General features: G+C 67.4%; 18 protein-coding genes. 11 read left to right on the plus strand and 7 right to left on the minus strand.

Going from position 1 to position 18,757, the window contains the following annotated elements; genetic code table 11:
• Nucleotides 1-10: 10 nt before the first annotated feature.
• The 5 genes from Q0071_RS02375 to Q0071_RS02395 all read left to right on the plus strand — a co-directional run bounded on the left by Q0071_RS02375 (nt 11) and on the right by Q0071_RS02395 (nt 6,605).
• The gene (locus Q0071_RS02375) at nt 11-580 is read left to right on the plus strand and encodes a DUF721 domain-containing protein (protein WP_298164976.1); all 570 of its coding nucleotides are present in this window, start codon (nt 11-13) and stop codon (nt 578-580) included.
• Between the two features lie 19 nt (nt 581-599).
• Complete coding sequence (locus Q0071_RS02380; protein ID WP_298164896.1) at nt 600-1,328, plus strand: thioredoxin domain-containing protein; 729 nt, start codon at nt 600-602, stop codon at nt 1,326-1,328.
• 109 nt (nt 1,329-1,437) lie between these two features.
• Nucleotides 1,438-2,199: a thioredoxin domain-containing protein gene (locus Q0071_RS02385; RefSeq protein ID WP_298164898.1), complete on the plus strand. Its 762-nt coding sequence runs from the start codon at nt 1,438-1,440 to the stop codon at nt 2,197-2,199.
• 80 nt (nt 2,200-2,279) lie between these two features.
• Nucleotides 2,280-5,759, plus strand: a complete 3,480-nt coding sequence (locus tag Q0071_RS02390) for an AAA family ATPase (protein WP_298164900.1) — start codon at nt 2,280-2,282, stop codon at nt 5,757-5,759.
• A 30-nt stretch (nt 5,760-5,789) separates the two neighbouring features.
• Nucleotides 5,790-6,605: a nucleotidyltransferase domain-containing protein gene (locus Q0071_RS02395; RefSeq protein ID WP_298164902.1), complete on the plus strand. Its 816-nt coding sequence runs from the start codon at nt 5,790-5,792 to the stop codon at nt 6,603-6,605.
• Here Q0071_RS02395 and soxR read toward each other — a convergent pair.
• Nucleotides 6,602-7,060 (minus strand): redox-sensitive transcriptional activator SoxR, encoded by a 459-nt coding sequence (gene soxR / locus Q0071_RS02400; RefSeq protein ID WP_298164905.1) that lies wholly within the window; start codon nt 7,058-7,060, stop codon nt 6,602-6,604. The two genes, Q0071_RS02395 and soxR, sit on opposite strands and share 4 nt — an antisense overlap.
• A gap of 89 nt (nt 7,061-7,149) precedes the next feature.
• Between soxR and Q0071_RS02405 the strand changes: the two genes are divergently transcribed.
• Nucleotides 7,150-7,530: a VOC family protein gene (locus Q0071_RS02405; RefSeq protein WP_298164907.1), complete on the plus strand. Its 381-nt coding sequence runs from the start codon at nt 7,150-7,152 to the stop codon at nt 7,528-7,530.
• Here Q0071_RS02405 and ubiA read toward each other — a convergent pair.
• Entirely contained in the window at nt 7,521-8,456 is a 936-nt protein-coding gene (gene ubiA / locus Q0071_RS02410) for a 4-hydroxybenzoate octaprenyltransferase (RefSeq protein WP_298164978.1), read from the minus strand. The genes Q0071_RS02405 and ubiA overlap by 10 nt on opposite strands.
• 46 nt (nt 8,457-8,502) lie before the next feature.
• Between ubiA and Q0071_RS02415 the strand changes: the two genes are divergently transcribed.
• The 4 genes from Q0071_RS02415 (at nt 8,503) to Q0071_RS02430 (ending at nt 11,352) form a co-directional block, all read left to right on the plus strand.
• Nucleotides 8,503-9,249, plus strand: coding sequence for a 16S rRNA (uracil(1498)-N(3))-methyltransferase (locus Q0071_RS02415; protein WP_298164909.1), 747 nt, complete (start codon nt 8,503-8,505; stop codon nt 9,247-9,249).
• A 72-nt stretch (nt 9,250-9,321) separates the two neighbouring features.
• Nucleotides 9,322-10,707, plus strand: a complete 1,386-nt coding sequence (locus Q0071_RS02420; protein WP_298164910.1) for a glutamate--cysteine ligase — start codon at nt 9,322-9,324, stop codon at nt 10,705-10,707.
• A 27-nt stretch (nt 10,708-10,734) separates the two neighbouring features.
• Nucleotides 10,735-11,034: a putative quinol monooxygenase gene (locus Q0071_RS02425; RefSeq protein ID WP_298164911.1), complete on the plus strand. Its 300-nt coding sequence runs from the start codon at nt 10,735-10,737 to the stop codon at nt 11,032-11,034.
• 18 nt (nt 11,035-11,052) lie between these two features.
• Nucleotides 11,053-11,352: a putative quinol monooxygenase gene (locus Q0071_RS02430; RefSeq protein ID WP_298164914.1), complete on the plus strand. Its 300-nt coding sequence runs from the start codon at nt 11,053-11,055 to the stop codon at nt 11,350-11,352.
• A gap of 39 nt (nt 11,353-11,391) precedes the next feature.
• On the opposite strand, the gene Q0071_RS02435 is transcribed toward Q0071_RS02430, so the two are convergent.
• From Q0071_RS02435 to Q0071_RS02455, 5 genes are all read right to left on the minus strand, one after another.
• Entirely contained in the window at nt 11,392-12,750 is a 1,359-nt protein-coding gene (locus Q0071_RS02435) for an isoprenylcysteine carboxylmethyltransferase family protein (RefSeq protein WP_298164916.1), read from the minus strand.
• Between the two features lie 69 nt (nt 12,751-12,819).
• Nucleotides 12,820-14,172 carry a PQQ-binding-like beta-propeller repeat protein gene (locus tag Q0071_RS02440; RefSeq protein WP_298164919.1) on the minus strand — a complete coding sequence of 451 codons (1,353 nt, stop codon included), beginning with the start codon at nt 14,170-14,172 and terminating at the stop codon, nt 12,820-12,822.
• A 27-nt stretch (nt 14,173-14,199) separates the two neighbouring features.
• Complete coding sequence (locus Q0071_RS02445; RefSeq protein ID WP_298164921.1) at nt 14,200-14,955, minus strand: tetratricopeptide repeat protein; 756 nt, start codon at nt 14,953-14,955, stop codon at nt 14,200-14,202.
• Nucleotides 14,956-15,066: 111 nt separating this feature from the next.
• Nucleotides 15,067-16,233, minus strand: coding sequence for a glycosyltransferase family 4 protein (locus tag Q0071_RS02450; RefSeq protein WP_298164923.1), 1,167 nt, complete (start codon nt 16,231-16,233; stop codon nt 15,067-15,069).
• 22 nt (nt 16,234-16,255) lie between these two features.
• Nucleotides 16,256-17,143: an alpha/beta hydrolase gene (locus Q0071_RS02455; protein WP_298164925.1), complete on the minus strand. Its 888-nt coding sequence runs from the start codon at nt 17,141-17,143 to the stop codon at nt 16,256-16,258.
• A 79-nt stretch (nt 17,144-17,222) separates the two neighbouring features.
• Here Q0071_RS02455 and Q0071_RS02460 point away from each other — a divergent pair, with 79 nt between their 5' ends.
• Entirely contained in the window at nt 17,223-18,650 is a 1,428-nt protein-coding gene (locus Q0071_RS02460; RefSeq protein ID WP_298164927.1) for a protein adenylyltransferase SelO family protein, read from the plus strand.
• The last annotated feature ends 107 nt before the right edge of the window (nt 18,651-18,757 follow it).

Genomic DNA, 18,757 nt, shown 5'->3' on the forward strand with positions numbered 1-18,757 from the left:
AGCAGCGACAATGGAACGCGATCAACCCACTCCTCCCAAAAGCGCCAAGAAGGCGGCGGCATCACCGGCAGCGCCGCGCACTTACGAGCGCCCACGCGGCGGCGAGGCGCGCGCGATCGCAGACCTCATGCCCACGATCGGGCGCACTGCCTTCCGCCGCTTCGGCTTTGTGCAGAGCTCGGTCGTCTCGCGCTGGGGCGAGATCGTCGGCCCCGCGCACGCCCGCCACTGCGCGCCCGAATCGATCCGCTTTCCGCCCGGCGAAAAGGCAGACGGCATCCTCCAGTTGGTGGTGACGCCGGCACACGCTCCGCTCGTCCAGCACGTGATCCCCGAGATCATCGACCGGGTGAACCAGTTCTTCGGCTATCGCGCCGTCGCGCGGATCAAGCTGCGGCAAGGTGCCGTTCAGCCGCCCGCCTCCACTGACGGACAGCGTCCGCTCCGCGCCGCGCCGCCGTCGCTCAAGCCGATTCCTGTGGAACTCGGCGACAGCCTGCGCGATATCGGCGACCCGGAACTGCGCACGGTGCTGGAATCGCTGGCGCGCAGCCTGGGCGAGGGGAATGGAACGGATTAGGCGGGAAGCAAGACTGACGATGCGCAAGATGATTAAGACACGGCTGTTCAGGACTTTGGGCCTCTTCCTTGCCGCGCTCTGCGGCGCGGCGCTGCTGACTGCCGCGAGCAAACCTGCGCCGCCTGCGGCCAAGGTCAACTGGAACACCGTCGTCGCCCGCACCCCGCTCGACAGCCATCTGCTCGGCAATCCCGCCGCAGCGGTGAAGCTGGTCGAATACATCAGCTACACTTGCCCGCACTGCGCCCATTTCGAGCAGGAATCCGATGCCCAGCTGCGCATCGGCTTCATCTCCAGCGGCAAGGGCTCGATCGAGGTGCGCAGCTTCGTGCGCGATCCGGTGGACCTCACGGTCGCGCTGCTCACCCACTGCGGCCCCCCTTCCAAGTTCTTCGCGAACCACAGCACGTTCCTGCGTCACCAGATGACATGGATGGCCCCGCTGGCGAGCCTGACCGACGGGCAGAAAGCGCGCTGGTCGAACAACGATTTCGCCGCGCGCACCCGCGCCATTGCCAGCGACCTCGGGTTCTACTCGCTGATGGAGGCCCGCGGCTATGGCCGCCCCGAAATCGATCGCTGCCTTGCCGACAAGGCGCTGGCCGAACGCCTCGCCCAGCGCACCAAGGAAGCCGGTGAGAAGGACTTCGTGAACGGCACGCCCAGCTTCCTGCTTGATGGCGTGCCGCTGAGCGGGACCTATTCGTGGGCCGCACTCAAGCCGCAGATCGAAGCGCGGCTGCGCTGATACCGCGATAATCCCCGGGCCGCTGCCCCGCGGCCCTTCAATCCAGCCGGTCAATCGGCTAGCACGATGCCGTTTGTTGTCTTTCACGAGCGAAGCGAACCCCCATCCCATGCAGACCAAGCTGTTCACTCCCGGCCGCCTTCTCCTCGCGCTGATCGCGCTGCCGCTCGCGCTCGGCCTCGCTGCCTGCGGGAAGAAGGATGATGCAGCAGGTGCCGCGCCGGTGGGGGCGCCGCTCAATGCCGTGTCGCCGCCAGCGGGCAAGGCCTGGACCGAGGTGGTCGCGGTGACGCCCGAAGGCGGCTATGTAATGGGCAATCCCAATGCACCGATCAAGGTGATCGAGTTTGCCTCGCTCACCTGCCCCCACTGCGCCGAGTTTGAGGAAAAGGGCTTCCCGCACCTGCGCGACGAGTACGTCGCCAAGGGTACGGTCAGCCTCGAGTTCCGCAACTTCGTGCGCGATCCCTACGATACCACGATGGCGATGCTGACCCGCTGCGGCACGCCGGACAGCTTCTTCGCGCTGACCGAGCAGGTCTACACAAACCAGAAGGCCATCTTCGACCAGCTCCAGCCGATTGGCGCGCAGTTGCAGGCGGCCAATCTGCCGGCCGACCAGATCTTCAAGGCCATCGGCGAGCGCGGCGGGCTGATCGATTTCTTTGCCGCGCGCGGCATTGCCAAGGATCAGGCGGCACAGTGCCTTGCCAAGGCGGACTCTGCGACCAAGCTGGCGAACGACACGCAGAAGGCCACCGACACGTTCAACGTGACCGGCACGCCGACCTTCATCGTCAATGGCCGCAACGTGGAAGTGGCGACCTGGGATGCGCTCGAACCGATCCTCAAGCAGGCCGGCGCGCGTTGATCGGCAGGGTCTGATCCGGGCCATGCGGTACGGGGGCGGATCGCATGGCTGAGAGTGGAAGCGCGGCCAGCCGCGTTCCCATGCAGTTCACGCGCCTGAAACTGTCGGGCTTCAAAAGCTTTGTCGAACCCGCCGAACTGCGCATCGAACCTGGCCTGACCGGCGTTGTCGGCCCCAACGGCTGCGGCAAATCCAATCTGCTCGAAGCGATCCGCTGGGTCATGGGCGAAGGCTCGGCCCGCAGCATGCGCGGCGGCGGCATGGAAGACGTGATCTTCGCCGGCACCGCCAGCCGCCCCGCGCGCGATTTTGCCGAAGTCATGCTTTCCGCCGAGACGGACCCGTCCGGACCGTTCGGGGGCGAGCTTGAGGTCGTGCGCCGGATCGAGCGCGGCGCGGGCAGCGCCTACCGCGTCAACGGGCGCGATGTGCGCGCCAAGGATGTCGCGCTGGTCTTCGCCGATGCCGCGACTGGCGCGCACAGCCCCGCGCTCGTCAGCCAGGGGCGCATCGCCGCTGTCATCGCCGCGCGCCCGGCAGAACGCCGCGCGATGCTGGAAGAAGCCGCAGGGATCGCCGGGCTTCACGTTCGCCGCAAGGACGCCGAAACCAAGCTGCGCGCAACCGAGACCAACCTTGCCCGTCTCGACGATCTGATCGTCACGCTCGAAGCGCAAGTCGGAGCACTGCGGCGGCAGGCGCGCGCGGCGGAGCGCTACAAGCAGCTTTCCGAACGCATCCGGGTCGCCGAAGCGCGGCTGATCTTCGCGCGCTGGCGTGATGCCGCCGCCGCCGCCGAAGCCGCCCGCGCCGCTGCGGCCCGCGCCGAGGAAGCGGTCACCACTGCGCAAGGCAACGCCCGCACCGCGCAGGAGACCCAGCACGCCGCCGCCGCCGCCCAGAGCGCCGCGCGCGATGCCCTGTTCGACCGCCGGCAGGACGCCGCCGCGCAAGGCCAGCGCATCGCCGCGCTCACTGCGCAGGCCGAAGCCGCCGCCCAGCGCCTTGCCGATATCGACCGCCAGATCCGCCGCATCGAGGACGAGCGCGGCGAGGCCGACCGCCTGACCCGCGACGCTGCCGAAGCGCTCACGCGGCTCGAAGCCGATCTCACCGCTGCCGAAGCCACGCTCGCCGCGCAAAGCGCCGAAGGTCCCGCGCTCAAATCTGCTGAAGCCGCCGCTGAACAAGCCGGGCGCGCTGCCGAACTGGCACTCGCCGCCATGGTCGCCGAGCAGGCCGGGATCGAGGCCGAATGGCGCGTTGCAGAGGCAGCACTTGCCGCTGCCCGCCAGCGCCTCGCGCGGCTCGATGGCGAGGATGCAAGGCTCGCTGCAACCCGGCGCGCGCTGGAGGCCGAGCCTGATCCGGCGGAGGCCATGGCCGCCGCCGAAGCCCGGCGCGCTGAAGCTGCTGCTGCCCTTGCCGAAGTCGGCGCGGCCCGCGAACGCTTGACCGGCGAACGCGAGCGCCTGAATGCGGCCCGCGAAAGCCTCGCCGCCGCGCGCGAAGCCGCATCATCCGCGCTTGCCGCAGCACGCGCCGATCTTGTCGGGCTCGACCGCGAATCCGCCGCGCTCGCCCGCGACAAGGCCGCGCGCGAGGCTGCTGCGGCGCGCACCGGCAAAGGCCCCAGTGCGCTTGGCGCCGCGCGTGCCGCCCCGGGCTATGAGCGCGCGCTGGCCGCCGTGCTGGGCCGCGATGCCGCTGCCCCGCTGGGCGCGGCACCTGCTGGCGATGGCCGCTTCTGGACCGGCGCCGATGCTCCCGCCCCGCGCGCCGATGCGCTGATCCATCACGTGACGAAGTGCCCGCCCGAACTCGCCGCCCGCCTCGCGCTCGTGCGCGTCGCCGATGCGGATGGCGGTGAAGCGCTTGCCCCCGGCGAGTGGCTGGTGACCCGCGAAGGCCACCTGCGCCGCTGGGACGGCTTCATCGCGCGCGGCGAGGGCGGCGCAGAAGCGGCCATCCTCGCCGCCGAGAACCGCCTTGCCGAACTGGAAACCGCGCTCCCCGAACACCGCGCGGCCGCCGAAGCCGCCGAAGCCGCCAGCAGCGCAGCACAGGCCGAACTGGCGCGCTCGCAGGCCGAACTCGCTGGCGTGCAGGCCGAACTCACCGCCAGCGAACGTGCGCTCGCCGCCGCAGCGGACGCCGAACGCAGCGCCTTGCGAGCGCTCGATCAGGCCGAGGCCGCCCGCGCCCGCATCGCCGCCCGCCGCGCGGAGATCGACCGCGCCGCCGCCGACCTCGCAGCGCAGCGCCAGTCTGCCGAGGCTGATCTCAGCGACGCCGAAGCCCGCCGCGCAGCCCTGCCCGATCCCGCCACTGGCCGCGCCGCCGTGGAAGCCGAGCGCCAGCGCAATGGCAATGCCCGCGCCGCCTACCAATCGGCGATGGCTGCCGTCGCGGCGCATGGGCAGGCACTCGCAGTCGGCAAGGAACGGCTTACCGCCCTGCGCGGCGATATCCGCGGTTGGCAGGCCCGCGCAGGCGATGCGGCCCGGCGGCTCGCCGCCATGGCGGGGCAGGCGGAGGACCTTGCAGAGGAGCGCAACATCGTCGCCGCCAAGCCGCCCGCCCTTGCGCGCGATCTGGAGGAAGCAGAGGCCTTGCGCGTGCGCTATGCTGCCGCGCTGACCGAGGCCGAGACCACGCTCGCGCGCAGCGAGACAGAGGCGCGCGCTGCAGAGACCGCACTCGCCGCCGTGAATGAGACGCTCGCCACCGCGCGGGAAGCCCGCGCCGCGCTCGCTGCCAAGGCCGAGAACGAGGACCAGCGGCGGCAGGAAATGGCGGCGATCGCGGGAGAACGCTTCCAGTGCCCGCCCCCGCTACTGCCCGAACGCATCGGATTTCCCGGCAGCGATGTCTCGGCGGCGCCTGAGGAATCGGCCGCCCATGATCGCCTGCTCGCGGACCGCGAGCGGCTCGGGCCGGTCAACCTCGTCGCCGCGACCGAACTGACCGAAGCCGAAGCGCAGCACTTCGCGGTGATCACCGAGCAGGCCGAACTGACCGAGGCAGTCAACCGCCTGCGCGGCTCGATCGGCGCGCTCAACCGCGAGGGCCGCGAGCGCCTGCGCGCTGCGTTCGAAGCCGTCGACGCCCATTTCCGCCGCCTCTTCGCGCGCCTGTTCGGGGGCGGCGAGGCGCATCTCGCGCTTGTCGACAGCGACGATCCGCTTGAAGCGGGGCTCGAGATCTTCGCCCAGCCGCCGGGCAAGCGCCTGCAATCGCTCACCCTGCTGTCAGGCGGCGAACAGGCGCTCACCGCCGTCGCGCTGATCTTCGGCCTGTTCCTGACCAACCCCGCGCCGATCTGCGTGCTCGACGAAGTCGACGCCCCGCTCGACGATGCCAACATCGAGCGCTTCTGCGACCTGCTCGATGCCATGGCCGCCGAAACGACCACCCGCTACCTCATCGTGACGCACAACGCAGTGACGATGAGCCGGATGCACCGCCTGTTCGGCGTGACGATGGTGGAACGCGGCATTTCGCGGCTGGTGAGTGTCGATCTGGGCGGGGCGGAGAGTTTGCTGGCAAGCGCCCAGTAGCAGCGAGCCGGAGTTGCTATCGGCCTCTTCATGGACGACATCGAATATGTGGACATGATCGAACCAAGCGCCCGAAGCGAAATCGAAGCCCGCCTTTCAAGCTTGATCCGGGAAGAAGGCATTCGCTGTCTGATGGCTGTGGAATCCGGCTCCCGCGCATGGGGGTTTCCATCGCCTGACAGCGATTATGATGTCCGCTTCATCTATTTGCGGCCCCCGCAAGACTATGTAACGCTTCGGCCGGTACGCGATGTGGTGGAGCGGCCAATAGTCGACGACTACGATGTCAACGGCTGGGATATTCGCAAGACACTCGGGCTTCTCTTGAAGCACAATGCAGTCGTTGCGGAATGGCTTGATTCTCCGATCCGGTATATTGCAGACGATCCTTGCGTTGCTGAACTGGCCGCGCTGGCCGACAAGCATTTCAACCCAGCTGGCTACGCGAGGCATTATGCGAGCCTTGGCAACAACAACGTCGCGCGATGGCCTGCATCCACCGAGACGCTTCCGGTCAAGCGCTACTTCTATGCGCTGCGTCCAGCTTTGAGTATCCGGGCATTGCGCATGTTTCCTGAGCGCCGTCCGCCAATGCGCCTTCAAGACTTGATGGCCCTGACGGATTTGCAGCCCGCGATTGCGGACGAAATAAGCGACTTGGTCGCACTCAAGGCGCAGAGCCGTGAGCGGGCACCGGCACGGAGATCCAAACGGATCGAAGCGCTCATTCTGGCTGAACTGAGCAAATCAGAGGACATTCCAGAAAAGCCAGATTCCCCGAGCTTTCTCGTCGAGGCTGACAACTTGTTCCGCCGGATTGTAGCAGCGGTTCCCCCTGCCCCTTAATCCAGCACGAACCGTGGACCCGGTCCGGCGGCGCCTGCGCGGTCTTCCTTGTTGTAGAGCGCGCAGCGATCGAGGCTGAGGCATCCGCAGCCGATGCATTCATCGAGTTTGTTGCGGGTGCGGGTGAGGAGCTGGATGCGCCCATCGATCTCGCTGCGCAGCGAGCGGCTGATGCGCTGCCAATCGAGCACGGTCGGCGTGCGGCCGTGCGGCAGCGAGGCCATCTCGCGCTCGATCTCGGCGAGGCCAAGGCCGAGCCGCTGCGCAATCAGGATGAAGCTCAGGCGGCGGATGTCCGAGCGCAGGAATCGGCGCTGATTTCCGCTGGTGCGGATGGAGGCGATGAGGCCGCGATCCTCGTAATAGCGGATGGCGGAGACGGCGAGCCCGGTGCGCTGCGCGAGAACCCCGATGGGCACCAGATCGTTGCGGCCCTTGGCCGGTTTGGCAAGCATCGCGAATCCCCGGAAAAATCCCTTGACCTCAAGTCAGCTTGAGGTTGCATAAAGCTTGGCGCGAAGAAGGTCTATTAAGGAGTTTTGCTATGACCACCCCCGCCGCGCGCCTCGAACACGTCAATATCCGCGTCAGCGATCCCGATCGCACCGCCGCTTTCCTCACCCGCCTGTGCGGCTGGCAGGAGCGTTGGCGCGGGCCTTCAGCACTGGGCGGATGGACGATCCACCTCGGCGCAGAAATCGACTATATCGCGCTTTATCAGGGAGATACGCCGCTCCCTGGGCCATTTTCCAAAGGGCAGCCGCTCAATCACATCGGCCTTCTGGTTGATGATCTGGATGCAGCCGAAAAAGTCGTGATCGCCGAGGGACTCGAACCGTTCAACCACGGGGACTACGAACCGGGCCGCCGGTTCTATGTCTTCGATTGGGACGGTATCGAGTGGGAACTGGTCAGCTATAGCTGAGTGGCCGCGCCCACCACGAAACAGGCCGAGGCCATCAGCGCGCCCGCGAATCGGTTCGAACGGAACCTCGCGAGCGCGCTGTCTCCATTGGCGGTATCGAGCGTCAGCGCCTGCCACGCGAAATGGAGCGCCACCGGCAGCAGCGCCAGCAGCGCCACCGGATCGGGCCGCACCAGCCACACCGCGCCGGCCCAGCAGGCAATCGCCATGGCATAGAGCCCGGTCACCCCGGCGCGGACATATTGCCCGAACGAAAGCGCCGAGGAGCCGATTCCGACCATGGCATCGTCCTCGCGGTCCTGCAGCGCGTAGATCGTGTCATAGGCCATGCACCAGGCCCAGCACCCGGCATAGAGCGCGCCGAGCGGCGCCAGGCCATAAGGTGAAGAGGGGGCAAAACCGGTAACCTCAATCCACCCCACCGGCGCGCCCCAGGTGAAGACAAGGCCGAGCCACGCCTGCGGCCAGCCGGTGATTCGCTTCATGAAGGGATAGGCGGCGACCAGCCCCAGACTTCCGAGCGCCACAAGCTGCGCCTCCCAGCGCAATTGCAGCAGGACGACAAGCCCCACGCCGCAGAGCGCAAAGAGCCACGCCCACGCCGTCTTCTTTGAAATCGCCCCGCTCGCGATCGGCCGCGCCGCCGTCCGCGCCACGCGGGCATCGAGATCGGCATCGACGATATCGTTGTAGACGCAGCCCGCCCCGCGCATCGCGATGGAACCGAGGAGGAGCCAGAAGATCATGCCCCAGCGGCCCGTACCGCCCGCGAGGAACAGCCCCCAGGCACAAGGCCAGAACAGCAGCCACCAGCCGATCGGCCGATCGAACCGCGCGAGCAGCGCAAGATCGCGCAAGATGGGCGGGAGCACGGTGAGCACGCCGCGATACTGGGTGTCAGGGACGATTTCCGGTGCGGCGGTCATGTCCGCTGCATAGCCCCCGCGCCCGCAATCGGCTAGAGCCCGAGACATGGTTGCAACCCCCGCATGGCCCCCGAAGTCCGCGCCCCGCCTGTTTGTCCCCGGCCCGCTGGCCGAGGGCGCATCCGTTCCCATCGAAGGCGGGCAGGCCCACTACCTTGCCAAAGTGATGCGGGTGGCCGCGGGCGATGCGGTCGTGCTGTGTGACGATCAGACCGGCGAGTGGCTCGCCGAGGTGAGTGCCACCGGCAAGCGTGATGTGACGCTCACCGTGGTGCGCCGGCTGCGCGAGCGCGAGGCCGTGCCTGATTTCTGGCTTTGCGCGGCGCTGATCAAGAAGGATCGGTTCGATCTCGTGCTGGAGAAGGCGACCGAGCTGGGCGTGGGCGCGATCCGTCCGGTGCTGACGCGGCGCTGCGTGGCGGACAAGCTCAATCCGGAGCGGGCGCGCACCATCGTTACCGAAGCAGCCGAGCAATGCGCGCGCACGGCGCTCCCCGCACTGGCGGAGCCGGTGAAGCTGGAGGCACTGCTGCGGGATTGGCCGGAGGGGCGGCGGCTCTACTTTGCCGATGAGGAAGGCGGCGTGCCGGCTGCCGCCGCTTTCGCCGGGCATGACGGACCTGCCGCGCTCCTCGTCGGCCCCGAAGGCGGCTTCGACGATACCGAGCGTGCTGCGATCCGCGCCCACCCCGCTGCCGTGGCGATCACGCTCGGCCCCCGGATCCTTCGCGCCGAGACTGCGGCGATCGGTGGAACCGCGCTGTGGATGGGAACGCGCGGGGATTGGGGCTGACGCGTATCACGGCATGGACCGATCCATGTTTTCGGCTGGCGCGCGCCCTCGCGGCGCACTAACGAAACGCGGATGAGCACGAGACAAGTTTCGAATCGCAACGATCCCATCATCGAGAGCCGCGACCAGCTCGTCGAACCGATGGCCAAGGGCGAAAAGCCGCGTGATGCCTGGCGGATCGGCACCGAGCACGAGAAGTTCGTCTATCGCACGAAGGACCACGCCGCGCCGTCCTACAGCGAGCCGGGCGGGATCCGCGATCTGCTGCTCGCGCTGCAGGACTATGGCTGGACGACCATCGAGGAAGACAGCGACACCGGCCCCAACGTGATCGCGATGGGCGGGCCGGACGGCGCAGTGAGCCTGGAGCCTGCGGGCCAGCTCGAGCTTTCCGGCGCGCCGCTCGAAAACCTGCACCAGACTTGCGCCGAGACCGGCCGCCACCTCGCGCAGGTCAAGACCATCGGCGACAAACTCGGCCTTGCCTACCTCGGCGTGGGGCTCTGGCCCGACAAGACGCGCGAAGAGCTGCCGATCATGCCCAAGGGCCGCTATGACATCATGCTGCGGCACATGCCGCGCGTGGGCACCATGGGCCTCGACATGATGCTGCGCACCTGTACGATCCAGACCAACCTCGATTATTCGAGCGAGGCGGACATGGTGCAGAAGTTCCGCGTTTCGCTGGCGCTGCAGCCGCTGGCGACCGCGCTGTTCGCCAATTCGCCGTTCCTCGAAGGCAAGCCCAACGGGTTCCTTTCCTATCGCAGCCACATCTGGACCGACACCGATCCGGCGCGCACCGGCATGCTCTCGTTCGTGTTCGACGAGGGCTTCGGTTACGAGCGCTATGTCGACTACATGCTTGATGTGCCGATGTACTTCGTGTTCCGGAACGGGCGCTATATCGATGCCGCCGGCCAGTCGTTCCGTGATTTCCTTGAAGGCAAGCTGCCCGCGCTGCCCGACGAGAAGCCGACGCGTTCGGACTGGATCGACCACCTTTCCACCGCATTTCCCGAAGTGCGCCTCAAGAGCTTCCTCGAAATGCGCGGCGCCGATGGCGGGCCGTGGAGCCGCATCTGCGCGCTTCCGGCGCTGTGGGTCGGCCTGCTCTATGACCAGACCGCGCTCGATGCGGCTTGGGATCTCGTCAAGGACTGGGACATGGACGGGCGCGAAAAGCTGCGCGCCAGCGTGCCCAAGTTGGGTCTTGATGCGCCCCTTCCCGGTGGCGGCAAGCTGCGCGATATTGCGGCAGAAGTGCTCGCCATCGCGCGCGGCGGGCTGGCTGCACGCGGCAAGCTCAACGATGCGGGCGACAACGAGACCGGCTATCTCCACCCGCTCGACGAGATCGTGAGCACGGGCAAGACCCCGGCGGAGCGTCTGCTGGAGCTCTACCATGGGGCCTGGGGCGGCAAGGTCGATCCGATCTACGAGGCGAAGAGCTTCTAGGACCAGAACATCAGCGGGAGAGAGACAATGATCATCGTGATGGGCAAGCTGCGCATTGATGCGGACGCCATCGAAGCTGCCCTGCCAGCAGCGCGCAAGGTCGTCGCCGCGACGCAAGCGGAAGAGGGCTGCCTGCAGTACGACTATTCGCGTGACATCACCGATCCCGAGATCTTCCACATCACCGAGCGCTGGACGAGCCGCGAGGCGCTGGGCGCGCATCTCAAGACCCCGCATGTGGCCGAATGGATCGCGGTGCTCTCGGGCCTGACGATGAAGGAGCGGCATATCAAGCTCTACGACACCGACGAAGGCGAGGACCTGTAACGCGATGCCTGTAACGCGATGATCGTCGTGATGGGCACGTTCCGGGTGGCGCAAGAGCATTTCGAGGCGCTGCTGCCGCTGGCGCGCAAGGTGGCCGAGGCGACGCGCGCGGAACAGGGCTGCATCCAGTACGGCTATGCGCAGGATATCGATGATCCGGCGCTGTTCCATGTGGCCGAGCGCTGGACTGACCGCGATGCGCTGATGGCGCATGCCAAGTCGGCGCACATGGCCGAATGGGTTGCGGCGCGCGCCGGGCTTGGCTTCCACGACCGCGTGATCCGGCTTTACGAGACGGATGAGGGCGTGGCGATCTAGGCATTAGCCCTCTCCCCTTGAGGGCAGAGAGCATCATGCTCACTCGGCCGGATGCACCGCCCCGATTACCGGCGGTTCCACCCGAGGGCGGCCGCGCATCAGCAGCCGCCCGATGCGGTTCAGCCTGCCTGTGACCAGCCCATGTTCGGCCATCCAGGCATGGTATTCGCGGTACTTGGCGTCTTCGGCGAGCAGGTGCGCTTCTTCGGTCTTCGCGCGCCAGAAGTAGACCGCGCTGACGAGACCGAGGATCACGGTGTTGCGGATCGCATCGACCATCGAATGCGTGGTGGTGAGGAACGGCAGCGTCGAAATCCACCAGAACGCGTTCTTCGACAGATAGGCCGGGTGCCGGGTGAAGGCATAGGGCCCGTTCGTCAGCACGCCGCGATAAGTAAGGTTGGAAAAGCGCAGGCCGAAAGCGACCGTGGCCCAGGCGTAGATGCCCGTCAGCACGACCATGGCCACCACCCAGATCCATTCGAGCGCGGGCATGCCCTGCAGCCAGAAGGTCCATTCCGCGCCGTTGGTGCGATAATCGAGCACGCCGCCGCCGCCCATCAGGATGAACGGCGGATAGCAGATCAGCGCCGCGACCCAGCCGCCGAGGTAGGGGTTGGCGCTGCGGATCTGCGCATCGAGCGGTTTCATCGTGAGGAGATAGCCGACCATGGCGATCTGCACGTCGACCAGGAACATCGTCTCGATCAGCGCATTGCCCAGCGCAAGCGGATCGCCGAGCACCGCAGCGTAGTTCATCTGCACGACGTTGCCGAAGCCGCCGGGGATGATCGAGAACATGAAGGCGCAGAAGAAGCCCTTCACCGCCCAGGCGCGCCAATGATGCGCCACTTCGGCGCGGTCATAGGTCTCGCGCCCGATCAGCATCGCGCCGAAATGCCATGAGGCATCGCGCGGATTGACCAGCACGCGGTCGAGCCAGAGCACATAGGGGATCGTGCCGATGAACAGCAGCGGGGCGAGGCCCGAGATCACGTCCATCGCGAACAGATACTGGCCGCGCCAGTACCAGCGGCACAGGCAATAGACGAAGCCCAGCAGCGACCATGTCGCCCACAGGCCTGCCACCTTGGTGATCGAGATATCGACCACATCGCGCAAGGGGCGCGGATTGGCCCAGTCGATGCCGGTGGATGCGCGCAGGTGCACTTTATCCACCAGGAGCGACCATGCGACCATCGGCAGGCCGGAGAACATCATCGCCGCCAGTGCCGCACTGGGCCCGGCGAGCGGTTCATGCGGCCCCGGCAGGGCCAGCGCCTCGGCAATGCCGGCCCAGTTGCGACACAGCAGGACCCACAGCGCAAGGCCGACCAGACCGGACAGGCCGACTCCCGCCGAGACATCGCTGGCAGGCCTGGATGCAGGAGCGTTCATGGCCCCGGTGTTAACGAGGACCTATGAGAAAATCGTTTATGCGCCGGCAAGAACTGAGAATGCCTCCGATCAACGGAACGCGGTGATGTGCCCGCTGTCATCAAGGACGTAGAGCACCCCGCCCGCGACAACCGGTGCCAGCGTGACCGGCGCGCCGAGCTTGGCGTAGCGCTTGACCGCCCCATCCGTGACCGAAGCGGCAAGCAATTCGCCTTCCGAGTTGGCCATCCACAGCCGGTCGCCCGCAAGCACAGGGCCGGTGAAGAAGATCGGGCCCTTCTTCTTCTTGACGCTGCGATAGGCCTTCATCTGCGCGATCCAGCGCACCTTGCCGGTCGCCTTGGCGATGCACAGGAGCTTGTCTTCGTCGGTCAGCGTGAAGATCCAGTCGCCCGCCACCGCCGGGGTTGAAATGCCGGCGAGGTTGAGTTCCCACACGCGCTGGCCGGTCACGAGTTCGTAGGCGGCCATGCGCCCGCCCTGGCCGAGCGCATAGACGCGGCCGCTCTCGATGATCGGATCGGCGTCGATGTCGGTCAGCGTCGAAACCGAAGTCGCGATGCTGGTGCGCGCAAGGGCGTCGGACCACAGCTGGCGCCCGTTTTCGTAGCGGTAGGCGACGAGTTCACCCGAGCTGTAGCCCGCGACGATCGTGCCCTGCCCGGCCGCTGCCGCTGCCACGCCAAACACGCCGGTCTGCGCGACCGAGCCGGATTCGCTCCACAGCTGCGTGCCGTCCGCCACGTTTAGCGCGACGATCTGGTTGTCCTGCGTCATCACATAGACGCCGCCGAACGCGATCGTCGGGCTGCCGCGCAGCGGACCTGCGGGCTTCACGCGCCACAGCACCTTGCCGCTCGCCGCCTCGATCGCCGCGACTTCGCCGAGCCCGGTGGTGATGAAGACCTTGCCATCGTTGTAGGCCGCGCCGCCGCCGAACACCGAGGCGTTTGCTGAGGGCAGGCGGAATTCCGTCTTCCACTCCTCGTGCCCGCTGGCCGCATCGAAGGCGCGGACCATGCCTTCGGTGTCCATCACATAGAGCTTGCCGCCGCCAATCACCGGCGCTGCCGCGAGGCGCTGCTTGGGGCTCGATCCGGCGATGCGGGTAACCCACAGCTTGCGCGGCTGCTGCGCCAGCGCGAGGTGGCCGTAGGACTTGGACGCCGTGCCGCCTGCCTGCGCCCAATCGGGATTGGGTTCGGCCACCGGCAGCACCACATCGAGGACCGACATGCCCTCATCGACCTTGGTGCCGGCCTCGATCTTCGAAAGGATCGGGATGCGCACGCCCACGGTCGGCGTCGACTTGGTCTTGCCCTTGGTGATCCCGCAGCCGCTGAGCGCCAGCGCGAGCACCACTGCCGCGGAAACGGCATAGCGTCGGATCGCCAAAGGTCGGCTGCGACGTGCTGCGGTCATGTCCTCAAATCCCATCCCGAAAATCCATTATTGTCCCTGACCGCCATTCGCGGCGGCGGCCGGATTGTCCACGGCATCCACGCCGAGTTGCCCGGCAAGCTGCCGGGTGCGCCGGCGCAGCGTATCGGGCACGGCCTTGTCCTTGGCGATCGAGGCCAGCAGCGCGCCCGCCGCCTCGGTCTTGTTCTGCTTGAGGTAGGCGAGCGCGACAAGTTCACCGGCGCTGCCGAACCACGGCTTGCCCGGCACCGCGAGCGGCTTCAGCCGGTCGATCACGGTCTGCGGCGGCAGCTTGTCGAAATTGGTCGCCACCTCGCGCACCGTGGCGAGATCGCGGTAGGGGCCCGGCAGCGAGCCATCGGCAGAAACTGCCGCAAACATCTTGGCAGCGTCATCGGCCTTGCCGGCCTGCTCGGCAATCCCGGCATCGGTGATCTGCACCGCCGCGCGGTAACCCGGGGTGCCGGTCTTGGCGAGCGGATCCATGCCCTGCTTTGCGGTCTGGTTGCGGCTGGCCTCCAGCGCGTCGAGCGCGGTCACGAAAGCCTCGCTCTGCTTGTCCCGCACGCTTGCGGCATGCTCGGTATACCACAACCAGCCGCCGAGCCCGATGAGGCCGCCGACGACCAGCGCCATGATCGGCCGCCCGCGCGTGCGCAGCAAAGTGAACAGCTGATCCTCGCGCAGTGCATCATCGACCTCACGCAGGAAGGTTTCCTGTGCGGCAGCGTCCTTGCTGTTCGCGGGGGAGGGGGCAGATGGAGTGTTCGGAGTGAGAGCCAAGACTGCGCTTTCAGGTCGTTGGGTTAACGAATGCGGCTGTTTAGCAGGGGGGCCTGCCAATTCAACCGCTTTGACATGGCCGGTTTGCCATGGGGATACTGTCCGGCAGCTTTACGGAAATGATGGCAGCCCCAGAGCGGCGGCATAGAGGGCCGCGTGCCGGCGTGCCATCACGCCCTCGTCGAACTGCTCGTGCGCGCGCAGCTGGTTGGCGGCGCCCACCCGGCGGCGCAGCGTCTCGTCCTGAGCCAGCTGCGCCAGTGCCGCCGCCAGCGCGGCCTCGTCGCCCGGCGCAGTGATGAAGGGTGCGTTATGCGCCGAAACGATATCCGCCACATCGCCCACCGCCGGGCTTGCCACGGCAAGGCCAGCCGCCATTGCCTCGACCACCGAAAGCGGGAACTGCTCGCTGTCGGAAGACAGCGCGAAAAGATCGAACAGTGCGGTCGCCTCGGCCGGTTTCACCACGAAGCCCGGCAGATGGACGCGGTGCCCGATCTCGAGCCGCAGCGCTTCGGCCATGATCGCCTCGCGCTCGGGCCCCTCGCCCACGATCACCAGCTGCCATTCCTCCGGCAGCGCACGGAAGGCGCGCACCAGCCGGGGCAGCGCCTTGACCGGGCGCAGGCCGGCAAGCGTCCCCAGCCATTTCTCCCCCGGTCGCTTGACCACACGGGGCAGGGCATCGGGGCGCACGCGCTTTGCCTTGGCGGGGTCGTAGTCCTTGACCGGTATGCCGTTGCCGATGCGGTGTACCCGCGCGGCGGGCTGGTGCCACACCTCGAGCGCCACGCGCTCAAGCTGGCGCGAAGGCACGATCAGCGCGCTTGCCCGGGCCAGCGCGACGCGGCGATACCAGTTGCGCGAGGGCTTGAGCTTCTGCGCCTCGTCGGCGTTGAACCCGTCTTCGTGATGGATCAGCGGGGCGAGGCCCAGCGTGGGCGCAAACATCGCATGTGCCATCGCCGCATCCATCGCGCCCCAGTTGTAGGTGAGGATCAGGTCGAAGCCCTGCATCGCGCGCGCCAGCGTCTGCAACCGGCGCACACCGAAGCGGCCTTGCAGCGGCGGAAAGCCAAACGGGAAATGCACCGGAAGCCCCGGATCGAGCTGCGCCCGCGCGCCCAGCGCCCCCGGCTGGGCGGAGACGATGCTGTGATCGACCGCCTTGCCGAACCAGTTGATCAGGCTGGTGCTGCGCCGCTCCTTGCCCCCCGCGTCGAAGGTCGAATGCAGGTGGAGAAAGTGGAGCCGCTTGCCGGGCGCCGGTTTGCTCATGCCCTGCCGATCACTCTGCCGATCACCCTGCACGCGCCAGCAGCCGCGCGATCGCAGCTATGGATTCGTCCTCGTCCAGCGTCGGCGCATGGCCCACGCCGGCGATAGTGACGAGTTCGGCCGCAGGCGCCCGCGCAGCCATCCGCGCGGCAACATCGGCGGAGAGAATATCCGAATGCGCGCCCCGCAGCACCAGCAGCGGGCGCGTCGCCAGCGCATCGTAGAGCGCCCACATCGTCTCGGGCGCGGGGGCTGGCCCTTGCTCCGCTTCGAACGCCTCGGAGATGTTCATGTCGTAATCGAACACGATGCGACCGCCGGTGCCGATCACCATGCAGCGCTTGGCGAGGCGCAGCCAGTCGGGCAGTTCCCACGCGGGATAGATGTCGCGATTGGCTTCCTGCAGCGCCCGCGCGGCATGAACCCAGGTCTCGTAGCTGCGCCCCTGCCCGACATATTCGCGGATGCGTGCAAGGCCGGCGGGTTCGATCTCCGGGCCAACGTCGTTGATCACCGCCGCCGCGATGCGCCCCGGATTGGCGGCGCAGAGCAGCATCGTCATCAGCCCGCCCAGCGACGTGCCGATGGCAATGAAGCGCTCGATCCCTTCCGCCGCCAGCAGCGCCTCGACATCGGCGACATAATGCGCCGGAGTGTAGGTCATCGGATCGCGCGCATAATCGCTGTCGCCGCGCCCGCGCATGTCCGGGCAGATCACGCGCCATTCCCCGGCCAGACGCTCGGCCAGCGCCTCGAAATCGCGGGCATTGCGGGTCAGCCCCGGCAGGCACAGCACAGGGGGGCGATCCGTGTTGCCCGGATAATCGCGGAAATGCAGCCGGAGGCCGTCGCTGCTTGACCAGCTGCGATCTTCCCAGCGCTTTTCGCCGGCTTTCAGCGCCTCTGCCATTGTCTCTACTGCCTGAGCCCCGCACATAAACAAAAGGGGCGCGCTTGCACGCCGCCCGCTTCACCCCCACTATCGCGCGATGCAGCAAAGCCCGCAAGACGCGATCTACCGCCCAAGCCCTTATCAATCGGCTCCCCGCATTCTGGATCTCGCCGCATGGATCGGCGATCCCGTCGCCCCGGCAGACTTTCCCGAAACCAGGCTGCGCTTCCGCAACCAGCGCGCGGCGGCCGAAGTTGGCCTTGCCGGGCTGACCGACGCGGAATGGATCAGCCACATGGGCCGCTTCACCCCGCTGGAGGGCAACCTCCCCCACCCGCTCGCGCTGCGGTATCACGGCCACCAGTTCCAGGTGTACAATCCCGATCTCGGCGACGGGCGCGGCTTCCTCTATGCGCAGATGCTCGATGGGCAGGGCCGCCTGATGGACCTCGGCACCAAGGGTTCGGGCCAGACGCCGTGGAGCCGGCAGGGCGACGGCCGCCTCACCCTGAAGGGCGCGATGCGCGAAATCCTCGCGACCGAGATGCTCGGCGCGCTTGGCGTGAACACCAGCCGCACCTTCTCGGTGATCGAAACCGGCGAAGCGCTGTGGCGGGGCGACGAGCCCTCCCCCACGCGCTCGGCGGTGATGGTGCGGCTCAGCCACGGCCACATCCGCATGGGCACGTTCCAGCGGCTGGCCGCGCTGGGCGAGGCGGACAATATGGCCGCGCTCGTCGGCTATTGCCTCGGCAATTTCCCCGGACCGAGCGGGCCGGAAGGCGCGAGCCCGGCTGCACGCCTGCTGCATCAGGTTGTCGAACGCATGGCCGATATGGCCGCGAGCTACATCGTCGCCGGCTTTGTTCACGGCGTGCTCAACACCGACAACATGAACGTGACGGGTGAGAGCTTCGACTACGGCCCGTGGCGCTGGCTGCCCCGCTGGGACCCCGCCTTTACCGCCGCCTATTTCGACAGCAGCGGGCTCTATGCCTTCGGGCGGCAGGTGCAGGCGATCCACTGGAACTGCGGCCAGCTCGCGGTCGCGCTGCGCACGCTGGAGGAAGCCCCGCCGCTGATTGCCGCGCTCAATACCTTCGAGGATCACTACCGCGCCGCCATGGCCCGCCGCTGGTGCTGGCGGCTCGGCCTCGTGCCGCGCGGGATCGAGGAGGATACCGCGCTGATCAGCCTGTGCGAACAGGCGATGAGCGAAAGCGGCGAAGGGCCGGATGCATTCTTCTTCCGCCATCGGGCCAATCGGAGTGGGGCCGGCCGGGGAGAGGCCGGTGGTGCGCTCGGCGAAGCCCTCGCCGCTTACGAACCCGGCGCCGACACCCATCCCTATTGGGACGATCCCGCCCCGCAATCCATGCTGATCGACGAGGTCGAGGCAATCTGGGCACCGATTGCCGAAAGCGACGACTGGTCCTTGCTCGAAGCCAAGATCGCCGCCTTGCGCCGCATGGGCGAGGCGCACGGCGCGCCGCCAGCTCCCGCCGGGCACAAGGGGCATCCCTGATTTCCCGCGGCGGGGTTTCTTGTTTGGTTACCACTCCCATGCCATAGGCCGCACACGCAAGCGGCTCCAAGCCGCTCCAGAGGCAAGGCAGAGGAAGGCCCCGCGCA

Source organism: Novosphingobium sp., from assembly GCF_027486195.1.
GTDB lineage: Bacteria > Pseudomonadota > Alphaproteobacteria > Sphingomonadales > Sphingomonadaceae > Novosphingobium.